This is a genomic window from Frankia sp. CcWB3 (genome assembly GCF_977927595.1).
Genome location: NZ_CDWRCK010000014.1, coordinates 15,446 through 29,913 on the forward strand (window position 1 = coordinate 15,446; position 14,468 = coordinate 29,913).

Consider the following 14,468-nt stretch of genomic DNA (forward strand, 5'->3'; position numbering starts at 1 on the left):
ATCGGCTGGCGGTCGGTGCACCCGGCCTCTGGCAGACTGGCAGCAGACCGGCTCCGGTTCACGTCGTCCACGCGAGACGACGACCCGGCGGCCACTTCGAAAGAGGGATCATGAGGTCTGACGTCCACCCGACCTACCACGAGACGACGGTCACCTGTACCTGCGGGAACACCTTCACCACCCGCAGCACCAAGGAGAACGGCGTCGTCAACGCCGAGGTCTGCTCGCAGTGCCACCCGTTCTACACCGGCAAGCAGAAGATCCTCGACGTCGGCGGCCGGGTCGAGAAGTTCGAGCGCCGGTTCGGTCGGCGGCGCCCCGGCGAGAAGGTCGGCGGCGCGAAGTAGCTTGGCCGCGGCGCCCGTTCGGACTCCGGACGGGCGCCGTTTGCGTCTGGGACGGGTGGTACCCGTCCCACCGACCCTCTCCCGGAACCGTGACGTGTTCCAGGACCATGACGTGCGAAGGAACCACGATGACGTCCCCGCTCGACGGCCTGATCGCCGAGCACGCCGAGATCGAGGGGCAGCTCGCCGACCCGGCGGTGCACAACGACCCCGCGAAGGCGCGCGCCCTGAGCCGTCGCTACGCGCAGCTCGCCCCGGTCGTGGATCTTGCGCGCGAGCTCGACCGGGTGGAGGGGGACCTCGCTGCCGCCCGCGAGCTCGCGGCGCTGGACCCGTCGTTCCGGGACGAGGTCCATGATCTCGGCGGGGAGCTGGCCCGGCTCAACGACCGACTGCGGGCCTACCTCGTCCCGATTGACCCGGACGACGCCCGGGACGCCATCCTCGAGGTCAAGGCCGGCGCCGGTGGCGAAGAATCGGCGCTGTTCGCCGGAGACCTGCTCCGGATGTACCTGCGCTATGCCGAACGGCGCGGCTGGAAGACCGAGATCCTCGACGCCAACCCCTCCGACCTCGGCGGTTATCGTGATGTCAGCGTGGCGGTGAAGGCCCGGGGACCCGCGGGCCCCGGGGACGGCGTCTACGGCCGGCTGCGCTTCGAGGGCGGGGTGCACCGCGTCCAGCGGGTGCCCGTCACCGAGTCCGCCGGACGTATCCACACTTCGGCGGCCGGGGTCCTGGTGCTTCCGGAGGCCGAGGAGGTTGATGTCGAGATCGACCCGAACGACCTGCGCATCGACGTGTTCCGCTCGTCCGGCCCCGGTGGGCAGAGCGTCAACACCACGGACTCCGCGGTCCGGATCACCCATATCCCGACCGGTGTGGTCGTCTCCTGCCAGAACGAGAAGAGCCAGCTACAGAACAAGGAGTCCGCGCTGCGGATCCTGCGGGCCCGCCTGCTCGGGGCGGCCCGGGAGAAGGCCGAGTCGGAGGCGTCGCTGGCGCGTGCCAGCCAGGTCCGCACGGTGGACCGGTCGGAGCGGGTCCGGACCTACAACTTCGCCGAGAACCGGATCAGCGACCATCGGGTCGGCTACAAGGCACACAACCTCGACCAGGTGCTCGACGGGGAGCTCGACGAGGTCCTCGACGCGCTGGCCGCCGCGGACCTCGACGCGCGGCTGGCGGCTCAGGCGTCATGACCGGCCCGTCGGCCGTGCAGGGGCGCTCTCGGGGCACGGAGCAGCCGGGCCGGGGCGCGTCCCCACATTCGGGCTCCGCGGATCCCCTGAGCCCGGTGCGCCACGCGGCCGACCTGACACCGCTGGGCGCGTGGTTGGCGGTGGCGACCGACCGGTTGCGTGCGGCCGGGGTGGCGAGCCCCCGTGCCGACGCCGAGCAGCTCGCCGCCTTCGTGCTCGCGGTGCCCCGCGGCCGGCTGGCACTGCTCGACGACGTCACGGCGGCAGCGGCGCGGCGGCTGGACGAGCTCGTGGCCAGGCGTGCGCAACGGGTGCCGCTGCAGCACCTGACCGGTGTCGCCGGCTTCCGCCACCTCGAGCTCACCGTCGGCCCCGGGGTCTTCATCCCGAGGCCTGAGACGGAGTCTGTCGTCGAATGGGCGCTCACCGGGCCCGCCGGGCTCACCGGGGCCCGGCAGCCGGGACCGTTGTGCGTCGATCTGTGCGCGGGCTCGGGGGCGATCGCGCTGTCCCTGGCGGCGGAGCTGCCCGGCGCGAGGGTGCACGCCGTGGAGGTCGACCCGGCGGCGGTGGTCTGGCTGCGACGCAACATTGCCGACACCGGTCTTCCCGTGACGGCGCACGCAGCCGACATCGCCGCGGCGCTGCCCGAGCCGCTCACCCGACTCGCCGGGACGGTCGACCTGATCATCAGCAATCCGCCGTACCTCCCCGACTCCGACCGCCACACGGTGGAGCCCGAGGTGGGCGAGCATGATCCGGCCCGCGCCCTGTGGGGAGGGCCCGACGGGCTCGACGTGGTGCGCACGGTTGTCGGGGTGGCGGCGCGGCTCCTGCGGCCAGGCGGTCTACTCGTCATCGAACACGCCGACGGCCACGGGGTGTCGGCGCCCGAGCTGCTTCGCGCCGATGGCCGCTGGTCGCACGTGGCGGATCATCGGGACTTGGCCGGCCGGGACCGGTTCGTCACCGGCCAGCGCGGGGCGTCCCGCGAGCCCCGATCCTGAGGACGAACCCTGATCCTTGAGAAGAGGACCGGCAATGGAACGTTTCGACTGCTCCGACGAACGGGAGCGGGCCCGCGGTCTCGACGCGGCGGTCAGCACCGTCGCCCGGGGTGGGCTGGTTGTGCTCCCCACCGACACGCTCTACGGGCTGGGCGCCGATGCCTTCGACCGGGACGCGGTGGCCTCGCTGCTGGCGGCAAAGGGGCGTGGCCGGAACATGCCGGTCCCGGTCCTGGTCGGCTCCTGGCGCACCCTCGACGGGCTGATCGAGCGGATGACTCCCCAGCTCCGGGAGCTGATCACCGCATTCTGGCCGGGCGGGCTGACGCTGGTAGTCCGGCACACCCCGTCGCTGCGCTGGGATCTCGGGGAGGGCCGGGGCACGGTGGCGGTGCGCATGCCGCTGCACCCGGTGGCGATCGAGCTGCTGGGTCGGACCGGGCCGATGGCCGTCTCCAGCGCGAACATCAGCGGCCAGCCTCCGGCGACGACGATCGACGAGGCGCTGCACCAGCTCGGCGGTGCCGCGGGTGTCTATCTCGACGGGGGACCGTGCCCGGCCGCCGTCCCCTCGACCATCGTCGACTGCACCGAGGAGGTGCCCGTTGTACTGCGCAGCGGTGCGATTGATCTCACCGCGCTGCGTGCAGTGTTGCCGCTGGTCCGGGAGCCCGTGAACCGGTGAGCCCGTGAACTGGAGCCGGGCCCGGGGTCCGGACGGGCCGGCGTGGGGTGGGCCTGACGCCGCTGATCGTCCCGGCGGGAGAGTCCCGTACGATCCTGAACCGGGTCGCGGGGGCGATGGTCACAGCGGGTGGCTTCGGGTAGATCCGGGTGGATGGTGTTCCCGGGCCAGAGGAGCATGGGGTGACCGGGCTGCCCGCGCGGCGGCACCGGTCATCGGTTGCCGGTTGTGGCACGGTTGCCGTTCCAGTGCGGTCGCCGTTCTAGCGCAGGAGGTTAGGAACGTCATGAGCACCCCGTTCTGGGGCCCGGACTTCGACCAGCTGAGCGCGACGGATCCGGAGATCGCGGAGGTGGTCCTCGATGAGCTGGACCGGCTGCGCGGCGGCCTGCAACTCATCGCGAGCGAGAACTTCACGTCCCCGGCGGTGCTGGCGGCGCTGGGCTCGACGTTGTCGAACAAGTACGCCGAAGGGTATCCGGGTCGGCGTTACTACGGCGGTTGCCAGGTGGTCGACCGGGCCGAGGAGATCGGCATCGCCCGGGCGAAGCAGCTCTTCGGCGCGGAGCACGCCAACCTGCAACCGCATTCGGGCTCGTCGGCGAACTTCGCGGTGTATGCGGCGCTACTCACGCCCGGTGACACAGTCCTGGCGATGTCGTTGCCGCATGGCGGTCACCTCACCCACGGCAGCAAAGTGAGCTTCTCCGGTAAGTGGTTCAACGTGGTGGCCTACGGCGTGCGGGAGGACACCGAGCTGATCGACTACGACCAGGTGCGGGAGCTCGCCCGCCAGCACCGGCCCAAGATGATCATCTGTGGGGCGACGGCCTACCCACGTCTGATCGACTTCGCCGCGTTCCGCTCGATCGCCGACGAGGTTGGTTCGTGGCTGATGGTGGACGCGGCGCACTTCATCGGTCTGGTCGCCGGGGGCGCGATCCCGAGCCCCGTGCCCTACGCCGACGTCGTCAGCTTCACCACCCACAAGGTGTTGCGCGGCCCGCGGGGGGGCATGATCCTCGCGCGCGAGGAGCTGGCCTCCCGCATCGACAAGGCCGTGTTCCCGTTCAGCCAGGGTGGCCCGCTGATGCACGCGGTCGCGGCGAAGGCCGTCGCGTTGCGAGAGGCGGCCTCGCCCGCTTACGCGCAATACGCTCGCCAGGTGGTGGCCAACGCGCAGCGGCTCGCCGACGGGCTCGCTGCCGAGGGCATCCGGCCCGTCGCCGGTGGCACCGACACCCATCTCGCCCTGCTCGACCTGCGGGAACTCGGGGTCAGTGGCAAGGAAGCCGAGGCGCGTTGCGACGCGGCCGGCATCACCCTGAACAAGAACGCCATTCCCTATGACCCGCAGCCGCCCGCGATCTCCTCCGGCATCCGGGTAGGAACCCCGGTGGTCACCACCCAGGGGATGGGCGAGGGGGAGATGAAGGAGATCGCGGGGCTGATCGCCCACGCGGTGCGTGAGCCGGACACCGCCGCCGACGTGGCGGCGGCGGTGTCCGCGCTTGTCGCCCGGCATCCGGCCTATCCGCGGTAGGGGCCGATCCGCGGTAGGGGATCAAGAGGTTCCGCACAGCCGCGTCAGTAGGCGGTAGTAGGCGGCAGTAGCCGGATCCGGGTCCGGCAGGCGGGAGATGCCCGACGGTGCGCGAGTACCTGCTCGTCTTCGTGGTCTCGGCGGCGGTGACCTTTCTCGCTACGCCGGTGGCACGCGTCTTCGCCATGCGTATCGGTGCCGTCGCCGGGGTACGTGCCCGCGACGTCCACTCCACCCCGACGCCCCGGCTGGGGGGCCTGGCCATGCTTGCCGGGCTCTACGCCGGGTTCGGGGTGGCGGACCGCCTGCCGTTCCTGTCGGTGGTCTCCCAGGACTGGTCGGAGATCCGGGCGGTGCTCGTCGCCGGCACCTTGATCTGCTTGCTCGGCGTCGCCGACGACCGATGGGAACTGGACTCCCTGACCAAACTGGCCGGGCAGGTCGCCACGGCCGGCATTATGGTGCTCCTCGGTGTCCAATGGACGTTCGCGATCGATCGGGACAGCGAGACGACGCTGAGCCTGGGACCGGAGACCGCGGTCCCGCTGTCCATCCTCGCCACGGTCGTGCTTATCAACGCGATGAACTTCATCGACGGCCTGGACGGCCTCGCGGCGGGTGTCGCGGCGATCGCCGCCGGCGCGACCTTCTACTTCGCCTATCAGATCGCAGTGATCAACGGCTTCTACCGGGCCTCCCCGGCGGCGCTCCTGGCCGCCGTGACCGCCGGGGTCTGCATCGGGTTCCTGCCGCACAATTTCAATCCGGCCCGGCTGTTCATGGGGGACTCGGGCTCGATGCTCATCGGCCTGCTGTCGGCCGCATCGATGATCTCCGTGACCGGTCAGGTGGCCTACGGGGGTTACGTTGGACCCTCACGGTCGTACCCGTCACTGATCCCGTTGGCGATACCCCTGGCCGTGCTCGCCGTTCCGTTCCTCGACCTCGGGCTCGCGGTCGTCCGGCGGACGAGGGCGGGGCGCTCGCCGTTCGCGGCGGACAAGATGCATCTCCACCACCGTATGCTGGAAATCGGTAATTCGCACGTGAGGGCGGTTCTCTTCATGTACTTCTGGGCGGCTCTGGTCGGGTTCGGAGGTGTCGCCGCGTCGTTCTCCGACTCCCCGTGGCCAATCTTGGTTGCCACCGCCGGAGTGGGCCTCGCGGCCCTGGTAGCCCTGCTCCTCGGCACCCAGCGTACGGGGCGGCGGGCGTGACCGGCGTCGCGGCGCCGACGTTGCGCGCCGGGCTGTGGACCATGCTCGCGCTGGCCGTGCCGACGCTCGTGATCGCCGGGGTGGCGCGGGGCGGGGCGGGTTTCCTCGGCGCGGCCCTGGGAGTTGGCCTGGTCAGCACCTTCTTCGCGGCGGGCAAGGTGGCACTGGTGGCGATCGGCCGGCGGATCGGCACGACGGCGCTGTTGCCGGTCGCGCTGGGCGTCTACGCGGTGAAGGTTGTGACCTTGGGTGTCGTCCTGGTGGCCCTGGAGGGCACCACCGCCGTGAATCTGCCGTCGTTCGCCTGGTCAATCGTGGCGGGCACGCTGTGCTGGGTCGGCGCCGAAGTGTGGTCGGCGGCCCGGCTGCGGGTGCCGTTCTACGAACCGGGGATTCCGGCCACGGTGCCGAGCGCCGAGGCCGAGCCGGACGTGCCGCAGGGGCCGGCAGCCGGGCCGGCGCCGGTCGAGGGGCGGTGACGAGGTGGGTTCCATGCCCGACCAGAGCGCGGACGACCGGTCGGGGGAGAGCTCGACCGGGACCGGCGGTGGCGGCTCGCGGGTGCCCGAGGGCCCGGGTCGCAACCTGGGCCGCGCACTGGCGCCGCCCGCCGGCGAGGCCTGGGGCATCGTGGGCACGCTTGTGGCGGGAGCCGGCTTCTGGGGACTGGCCGGTTTTGGCCTTGATCGGCTACTGGGGTTTCAAGCCCTTTTTTCCCCATTGGACTGATTGTCGGAATTGCGGGAGCACTCTACCTGGTCATTTATCGCTTCGGTGTCCGTTGATGACGGTGTGTAGATGGAAGTAAAGTCACTCTAGGTAACAAAATTGCCATCAAATTTACGGACGGTGATCTTCGACAGTTTGTCGAAGATCTCTCGTGTGTAATTGATGCCTCGCGGCGTCCAGGCGGATAGCATCGGCGGTGTCGGGCAGGCGCCTTGGGTGCCGCTCGCCGCTGGTTGTCCCCTTTCGCTTCCGCATGGGACGGGCCCTGACGGGGCCTCGTGGGTGGAGGGTAGGGATCGGGATGCAGGCGGTGGCCGCCTGGCTTTCGCTCCTCTACCCGGAGGGGCCTCACCCGTATAGGGTGAGGCCGACCTGGTCGTAGGTGATTGCGAACTTTGACGTTGTTGAATGATCATGGAGGTGTCGGAAGTGCCGAGCGGTTCGGTGTTCGCGGCGGCCGACGACGGCTTCCACGGGCCGACTTCCGAGGTTTTCAGGCCGAAGAACTGGTTTGAGATCGGTGACCTCTACTTCAACAAGTGGTCGGCGCTCACCCTGTTCGTCGCGATCTTCGTGGGCCTTTTCCTCTGGCTTGGATTCCGTCGGGCCGCGCTGGTCCCGCGGGGGCTCCAGAATTTCTGCGAGTCCATCTACGACTTCGTCGACCAGCAGATCTCCCGAGACGTCATCGGGGAGCGCGGCCGGGTCTTCTCGCCGTACCTGATGATCCTCTTCTGCTTTATCCTGGTCTCGAACGTCATGGCCATCATCCCCGTGGCCCAGTTCCCGACGACCTCGCGTATTGCTCTGCCGATGATTTTGGCTCTGATCAGCTGGGCCATTTTCAATGTGGTCGGAATCCGCGAGCACGGGGCCGGAGCGTATTTCAAGGACATGCTTGTACCAGCACCGGACGCGCCCTTCGGTGTCAAACTGATCTTGGCGCCGATCGAGTTCTTCTCGACCCTCGTCGTGCGGCCGGCCACCCTCGCCATCCGGCTCTTCGCCAACATGTTCGCCGGCCACATGCTGCTACTGGTGTTCGCGCTCGGGGCCGACTACCTGCTACCGAAGCCGCAGTTCATCTTCGGCATCTTCTCCGGGCTGATGTTCGTCGTCCTGACCGGCTTCGAACTGGTGATCGACCTTTTGCAGGCGTACATCTTCACCATCCTGACGGCCGCCTACATCGGCGGTGCTATCTCGTCGCACGGTGGCGGTGACCACGCCACGGACCATCCACCGGTCCACGGGCACGAACCGAGCTCGGAGACGACTTCGTTTGCCACGCCGGCGCAACCGGCGGTGGCACGGGCCTGACATCTTCCTCTCGACGTACCCGCACCGCGGAGACGGTCCCGGTGCACCGACTTTAGAAGGACGGATTTCACGATGTCTCTTACCGCGTCCACGTTGCTGGCCGCTGAAGACGCCATCAGCGGCAACATCGGGACGGTCGCCTACGGCATCGCCACTCTCGGTCCCGGTATCGGCGTCGGCATCATCTTCGGACTCGGCATCCAGGCGATCGCCCGCCAGCCCGAGGCGGAGCAGGTTGCTTTCCGGTACATGCTTATCGGGTTCGCGCTGGTCGAGGCCTTGGCTCTGATCGGCTTCGTCGTCCCCTTCGTGTTCACCTGATCCGGCACAGGGATATCAGGTGTACTCCTCTGTCATCCTCGCCGCCGAGGAAGTGGGCACGCACGAGGAAAACGTCCTCGTGCCGCCGTTGTCTGAACTGATCGTCGGGCTGCTGGCCTTCGGTGTCCTGGTTGGATTCTTCTTCTGGAAGATCTATCCGCAGATCCGCAAGACCTACGCCGATCGGACCGAACGCGTAGAGGGCGGACTGCGTCGGGCCGAGCAGGCCCAGCGTGAGGCGCAGGCGCTGTTCGAGCAGTACCGTGCCCAGCTCGCCGAGGCGCGTGCCGAGGCGGCCCGTATCCGGGAGGATGCGCACGCCCAGGCGCGGGTAATCATCGACGAACTACGGACCGACGCCCAGCGGGAGGTCGCCGAGTTGCGCGATCGGGCCGAGGCGTCGCTGGCGGCCGAGCGGTCGCAGGTCGTCGCCCAGGTCCGGCGCGAGGTCGGCACGCTCGCGGTCGAGCTCGCCACCAAGATAGTCGGGCATGAGCTGCAGAACGACGCCCGGCAGCGTCAGCTTGTCGACGACTTCATCGCGGGTCTGGAGGCCGGGCCGCGGCCGGCCAGCACCGCGTCCGGGCTGGGAGGCTGACGGTGGAGGGCGCCAGCCGACGCTCGTTGGCAGTGGCCCGTGCCGTTCTCGACCAGGTGATGGCCATCCCGGTGGGTGGCCCGCGACGGGCCGCGCGGGTTCCCGACGCCGACCGGATCGCCGAGGAACTGCGTGCGGTCGCCGCCCTGATCGGGCGGGAAGCGACGGTGCGCCGGGCACTGACCGACCCGGGGGCCCCGGGGCCGTCGCGGGTCGGGCTCGCCCGCCGGCTGCTGGCCGGCCAGGTCAGCGAGCCCACCCTGAAAGTGGTCGACAGCGTGGTGCAGAGCCGCTGGTCGCGGCCGGGGGACCTGCGTCAGGCCCTGGAGGAGCTCAGTGTCGAGGCGCTACTCGCTCAGGCTGACGTCACCAGTGCGCTCGACGAGGTGGAGGACGAGCTTTTCCGCTTCGGCCGTATCCTGGACCAGAACCCACAGCTCGCGCTGGCGCTGACAGACCCGGCGGCGCCGGCCTCGGCGAAGGCCGTGTTGGTGAACCGGCTGTTGGTTGGGCGGGTGCACCCGGTCACTGTCCAGCTGGTTCAGCAGGCGGTGGCCGACCGGGCGCAGGGCGACGTCGCGGGTCGGCTGGAGCACTACAGCCGCATCGCGGCTGCCCGGCGCGGTCGGGTGGTGGCCGTCGTGCGTACCGCGATCCCGTTGGACGCCGGCCAGGTTGAGCGCCTGCGCGACGCGATCAGCGGCTACTTCGGCCGGCAGATCCAGCTGCAGACCGATCTTGACCCAACTGTTCTCGGCGGTGTCGTCGTGCGGGTCGGCGACGAGGTGGTGGACGGCAGCGTTCTCCGCCGGCTCACCACCGCCCGGCGCGGCCTGCTTCGGTAGGAGCGCCGTGACCAGTCCCGACCAGATCCATGCCAGCCATGAAGGACAAAGCGATGACTGAGCTGTCCATTCGGCCGGAGGAGATTCGCGACGCCCTCCGGGAGTACGTCGACTCCTTCCAGGCCACCTCCGGTGAGCGGGAGGAGGTCGGCAGGGTCGTCGTCACCGGTGACGGCATCGCCCGGGTCGAGGGTCTTCCGCACACGATGACCAACGAGCTGCTGGAGTTCCACGGGGGCGTTCTGGGGCTCGCGCTGAACCTCGAGGTCGGTGAGATCGGAACCGTCCTCCTGGGTGACTCCGAGCATATCGAGGAGGGGCAGGAGGTCCGCCGCACCGGCGAGATCCTCTCCGCCCCCGTCGGTGACGGCTTCCTCGGCCGGGTCGTCGACCCGCTCGGGCGGCCGATCGACGGCCTCGGGGAGATCGTGGCCGAGGGCTCCCGGGTGCTGGAACTGCAGGCGCCGACGGTCGTCCAGCGCCAGCCGGTGAAGGAGCCCCTGCAGACCGGCATCAAGGCGATCGACGCGATGACGGCCATCGGTCGCGGTCAGCGTCAGCTGATCATCGGTGACCGGCAGACTGGCAAGACGACGGTGGCCATCGACACGATCATCAACCAGCGGGACAACTGGGCCTCTGGCGACCCGTCGAAGCAGGTCAAGTGCGTCTACGTGGCCGTCGGCCAAAAGAAGTCGACGATCCGCGAGGTGGTGAACACCCTCGAGGAGGCCGGCGCGCTGGCCTACACCACGATTGTGGCGGCGCCGGCCGACGAGCCGGCGGGCTTCAAGTACATCGCGCCCTATACCGGCTCGGCGATCGCCCAGCACTGGATGTACAACGGCCAGCACGCGCTCATCGTCTTCGACGACCTGTCCAAGCAGGCGGAGGCATACCGGGCGATCTCGCTGCTGCTGCGCCGCCCGCCGGGCCGGGAGGCCTACCCGGGTGACGTGTTCTACCTGCACTCCCGGCTGCTGGAGCGCTGTGCCAAGCTCTCTGACGAGCTCGGTGGCGGGTCGCTGACCGGACTGCCGATCATCGAGACGAAAGCCAACGACATCTCGGCCTACATCCCGACGAACGTCATCTCGATCACCGACGGGCAGATCTTCCTGGAGTCCGACCTGTTCAACCAGGGTGTCCGCCCGGCCATCAACGTCGGCACCTCGGTATCCCGGGTCGGCGGCAGCGCGCAGGTCAAGGCGATGAAGTCGGTCGCCGGCCGCTTGCGGCTGGACCTCGCCCAGTACCGCGAGCTCGAGGCGTTCTCGGCCTTCGGCTCCGACCTGGACAAGGCTTCGCGGGACCAGCTCGCCCGCGGCGCCCGCCTGGTCGAGCTGCTCAAGCAGCCGCAGGGCCAGCCCTTCCCGGTCGAGCGCCAGGTCGTGTCGATCTGGGCCGGGACCACTGGCAAGCTCGACGACGTGCCGGTGGCGGACATCCGTCGCTTCGAGTCGGAGTTCCTCGACTTCGTCGGCCGGTCCTACCCGCAGGTGTACGACGCGATCGTGACCACCGGCAAGCTCAGCGACGACACGATCGCCGTGCTGGAGCCGGCCATCGCGGAGTTCAAGAACCAGTTCACGTTGTCCGACGGCCAGCCGCTGGTCAACGAGCCGGTGCCGAGCCCGCTCGACCCGGGGCTGGTGCGGCAGGAGTCGATCCCGGTGCACCGACCCGCGGTGCACAAAGACGACGAGGGCTGACCCATGGCGGGCCAGCTTCGTGAGTACCGGCGGCGCATCCGGTCGGTGCAGTCGACGAAGAAGATCACCCGAGCGATGGAGCTGATCGCGGCTTCCCGCATCGCCAAGGCGCGGGCGCGGGTCGCCGCCGCCTGCCCCTACGCCGAGGAGATCACCAGGGTGATCGAGGCGGTCGCGGCGCAGACCACGATCGACCACCCGCTCACCACCGAGCGGCCCGGGGCGACCCGGGCCGCGGTCGTGGTGATCACCAGCGACCGGGGGCTGGCCGGCGGGTACAGCTCGAACGCGCTGCGGCGCACCGGCGAACTCGTCGAGCTGCTGCGTTCGGAGGGCAAGGAGACCGACCTGCACGTCGTCGGCCGCAAGGGGACGGGCTACTACCGCTTCCGAGGTCGTGCGATGAGCGGCGAGTACACCGGCTTCTCCGAGCAGCCGTCGTACGCGGACGCCAAGTCGGTCGCGGACGCGCTCATCGCGGCCTTCATCGACACGAGCGAGAACGGCGGAGTGGACGAGATCCACGTCGTCCACACGGAGTACGTCAGCGCCATCACCCAGACGCCGGTCGCCCGCCGGCTGCTGCCGATGGTGCTCACCGAGACCGACGAACCGCCGCGCGGCGGCCCGCTGCCCCAGTACGAGTTCGAGCCCTCCGCCGAGGGGGTGCTTGACGCGTTGCTGCCCCGCTACGTGGAAAGCCGGCTCTACGCGGCGCTGCTCGAGTCGGCGGCGTCGGAGTCGGCGGCGCGGCAGCGGGCCATGAAGTCAGCCACGGATAACGCCGAGGACCTCATCAAGAGATACACCCGGCAGGCCAACCGGGCCCGGCAGGACGCCATCACCCAGGAGATCTCCGAGATCGTCGGTGGCGCCAACGCCCTGGCCTCGGGAGCCTGACGTGGGCGGGCGGCGCGAGGAGCGGGAGCGATGTCGAGCGATGTCATCGCCATTCCCGTCTTCACGCCGCCGGACACAATGGGTGACCACAATGGGTGACACCGAGCGGAACCGATGCGGACATCGACAACAGAACGCAGAAGGACGACGCCGAAGGCGGAGCGCGCACGACGCGAACCGCTCCGCCCCAGGTGCCAGCGAACGCGAGCCCGAGGCTGCGGCGACGGGCATTGATGGGAAACTGAGGACGCCATGACCGTCACCACCAGCTCGCCAGCCACGGCGGAGGGCCGGACCCCGGGGATCGGCCGGGTCGCCCGAGTCATCGGACCGGTCGTCGACGTGGAGTTCGCTCCCGACGAGCTTCCCGAGATCTATCAGGCACTCCAGGTCGACCGGACCATCGGCGACGAGACGCTGACGCTGACGCTCGAGGTCGCCCAGCACATCGGTGACAACACCGTGCGGGCCATCTCCATGCAGCAGACCGACGGTCTCGTCCGGGGCGCGCCCGTCCGCGACACCGGCGCGCCGATCTCGGTCCCGGTCGGCGACGCCACCAAGGGCCACGTGTTCAACGTGCTCGGCACGCCGCTCGACGTGAAGCAGATCGAGGCCGAGACGAGCTGGCCGATCCACCGGCTGGCGCCGGCGTTCGACCAGCTCGAGTCGAAGACCGAGATGTTCACCACCGGCATCAAGGTCATCGACCTGCTCGCGCCGTACGTGCGCGGTGGGAAGATCGGCCTGTTCGGCGGTGCCGGCGTCGGCAAGACCGTCATCATCCAGGAGATGATCCGTCGGGTCGCCAAGGAGTTCGGTGGCGTCTCGGTGTTCGCTGGGGTCGGCGAGCGCACCCGTGAGGGCAACGACCTGTTCCTGGAGATGACCGAGGCCGGCGTCATCGAGGACACCGCGCTGGTGTTCGGCCAGATGGACGAGCCGCCGGGTACCCGGCTGCGGGTCGCGCTCGGCGCGCTCACGATGGCCGAGTACTTCCGGGACGTCCAGAAGCAGGACGTGCTGCTGTTCATCGACAACATCTTCCGGTTCACCCAGGCCGGATCCGAGGTCTCCACGCTGCTCGGCCGGATGCCCAGCGCCGTCGGTTACCAGCCGACGCTGGCCGACGAGATGGGTGTGCTCCAGGAGCGCATCACCTCCACCCGGGGCCACTCGATCACTTCGCTGCAGGCCATCTACGTGCCCGCGGACGACCTGACCGACCCGGCGCCGGCGACGACGTTCACCCACCTCGACGCCACCACCGTGCTCGACCGGGCCATCTCCGACCTGGGTATCTACCCGGCGGTGAGCCCGCTCGACTCCAACTCCCGGATCCTGGACGCGCGCTATCTCGGGCAGGAGCACTACGACACGGCCCGTGAGGTGCAGCGGATTCTGCAGCGATACAAGGACCTGCAGGACATCATCGCCATCCTCGGTATCGATGAGCTCTCCGAAGAGGACAAGATCCTCGTCAACCGGGCGCGGCGGATCCAGCGGTTCCTGTCGCAGCCGTTCTTCGTGGCCGAGCAGTTCACCGGCATCCCCGGCAAGTTCGTCCCGCTCGACGAGACGATCGACTCGTTCAAGCGGCTCACCCAGGGCGACTTCGACCACCTGCCGGAGCAGGCGTTCTTCATGTGCGGTGGCATCGAGGACGCGGAGAAGAACGCGGAGAACCTGTAATGCCGATCCGGGTGGCGATTGTCTCGCCCGAGCAGGAGGTGTGGTCCGGCGACGCCGACATGGTCGTCGCCCGGACCACCGACGGTGATCTCGGCGTGCTGCCCGGCCATGTGCCGCTGCTGGGTCTGCTGGCGCCGGGCGGGACGGTCCGGGTCAAGACCGGTGGCCGGGAGATCTCAGCCTCGGTGGACGGCGGCTTCATCTCGGTGACACACCAGGGTGTCAGCATCCTTGCCGAGACCGCGAAGCTGACCTGAGTTTCCTGCGGCCAAGGGCGAGTTCCCCGCATCGGGGGACGCGCCTTTCGCGTCACGTCACAGGTCCGCGACAGGCTCTACCTACCTAACAGG

At 69.2% G+C, this 14,468-nt stretch carries 16 protein-coding genes; all 16 read left to right on the forward strand.

What is annotated here, in order from left to right; genetic code table 11:
• The first annotated feature begins 110 nt into the window (after window positions 1-110).
• Complete coding sequence (gene rpmE, locus ACY5KJ_RS02430) at window positions 111-347, forward strand: 50S ribosomal protein L31 (RefSeq protein WP_462186541.1); 237 nt, start codon at window positions 111-113, stop codon at window positions 345-347.
• A 128-nt stretch (window positions 348-475) separates the two neighbouring features.
• The gene (prfA, locus tag ACY5KJ_RS02435) at window positions 476-1,549 is read left to right on the forward strand and encodes a peptide chain release factor 1 (protein ID WP_462186542.1); all 1,074 of its coding nucleotides are present in this window, start codon (window positions 476-478) and stop codon (window positions 1,547-1,549) included.
• Window positions 1,546-2,556, forward strand: a complete 1,011-nt coding sequence (gene prmC, locus ACY5KJ_RS02440) for a peptide chain release factor N(5)-glutamine methyltransferase (protein WP_462186543.1) — start codon at window positions 1,546-1,548, stop codon at window positions 2,554-2,556. The genes prfA and prmC overlap by 4 nt, the downstream gene beginning before the upstream one ends.
• Before the next feature lie 34 nt (window positions 2,557-2,590).
• On the forward strand, window positions 2,591-3,241 hold the full coding sequence (locus tag ACY5KJ_RS02445; RefSeq protein ID WP_462186544.1) for an L-threonylcarbamoyladenylate synthase: 651 nt from the start codon (window positions 2,591-2,593) through the stop codon (window positions 3,239-3,241).
• 286 nt (window positions 3,242-3,527) lie between these two features.
• A complete protein-coding gene (locus ACY5KJ_RS02450; RefSeq protein ID WP_462202700.1) occupies window positions 3,528-4,784 on the forward strand; it encodes a serine hydroxymethyltransferase in 1,257 nt (418 codons plus the stop codon).
• 107 nt (window positions 4,785-4,891) lie between these two features.
• The gene (locus ACY5KJ_RS02455; RefSeq protein WP_462186546.1) at window positions 4,892-6,001 is read left to right on the forward strand and encodes an MraY family glycosyltransferase; all 1,110 of its coding nucleotides are present in this window, start codon (window positions 4,892-4,894) and stop codon (window positions 5,999-6,001) included.
• Complete coding sequence (locus tag ACY5KJ_RS02460; protein ID WP_462186547.1) at window positions 5,998-6,480, forward strand: hypothetical protein; 483 nt, start codon at window positions 5,998-6,000, stop codon at window positions 6,478-6,480. Before ACY5KJ_RS02455 ends, ACY5KJ_RS02460 begins: the two co-directional genes overlap by 4 nt.
• Before the next feature lie 13 nt (window positions 6,481-6,493).
• A complete protein-coding gene (locus tag ACY5KJ_RS02465; RefSeq protein WP_462202702.1) occupies window positions 6,494-6,730 on the forward strand; it encodes a hypothetical protein in 237 nt (78 codons plus the stop codon).
• A 429-nt stretch (window positions 6,731-7,159) separates the two neighbouring features.
• Window positions 7,160-8,050 (forward strand): F0F1 ATP synthase subunit A, encoded by an 891-nt coding sequence (gene atpB / locus ACY5KJ_RS02470; protein ID WP_462186553.1) that lies wholly within the window; start codon window positions 7,160-7,162, stop codon window positions 8,048-8,050.
• Between the two features lie 72 nt (window positions 8,051-8,122).
• Window positions 8,123-8,371 (forward strand): ATP synthase subunit c family protein, encoded by a 249-nt coding sequence (locus ACY5KJ_RS02475; protein ID WP_462186548.1) that lies wholly within the window; start codon window positions 8,123-8,125, stop codon window positions 8,369-8,371.
• 19 nt (window positions 8,372-8,390) lie between these two features.
• Window positions 8,391-8,969, forward strand: coding sequence for a F0F1 ATP synthase subunit B (locus tag ACY5KJ_RS02480; RefSeq protein ID WP_462186549.1), 579 nt, complete (start codon window positions 8,391-8,393; stop codon window positions 8,967-8,969).
• Between the two features lie 2 nt (window positions 8,970-8,971).
• Window positions 8,972-9,814: a F0F1 ATP synthase subunit delta gene (locus ACY5KJ_RS02485; RefSeq protein WP_462186550.1), complete on the forward strand. Its 843-nt coding sequence runs from the start codon at window positions 8,972-8,974 to the stop codon at window positions 9,812-9,814.
• A 53-nt stretch (window positions 9,815-9,867) separates the two neighbouring features.
• Window positions 9,868-11,526, forward strand: coding sequence for a F0F1 ATP synthase subunit alpha (atpA, locus tag ACY5KJ_RS02490; RefSeq protein ID WP_462186551.1), 1,659 nt, complete (start codon window positions 9,868-9,870; stop codon window positions 11,524-11,526).
• A gap of 3 nt (window positions 11,527-11,529) precedes the next feature.
• On the forward strand, window positions 11,530-12,426 hold the full coding sequence (locus ACY5KJ_RS02495) for a F0F1 ATP synthase subunit gamma (protein WP_462186552.1): 897 nt from the start codon (window positions 11,530-11,532) through the stop codon (window positions 12,424-12,426).
• A 252-nt stretch (window positions 12,427-12,678) separates the two neighbouring features.
• A complete protein-coding gene (gene atpD / locus ACY5KJ_RS02500; protein WP_462202704.1) occupies window positions 12,679-14,118 on the forward strand; it encodes a F0F1 ATP synthase subunit beta in 1,440 nt (479 codons plus the stop codon).
• A complete protein-coding gene (locus ACY5KJ_RS02505) occupies window positions 14,118-14,375 on the forward strand; it encodes a F0F1 ATP synthase subunit epsilon (protein ID WP_011438082.1) in 258 nt (85 codons plus the stop codon). The genes atpD and ACY5KJ_RS02505 overlap by 1 nt, the downstream gene beginning before the upstream one ends.
• Window positions 14,376-14,468 lie beyond the last annotated feature (93 nt).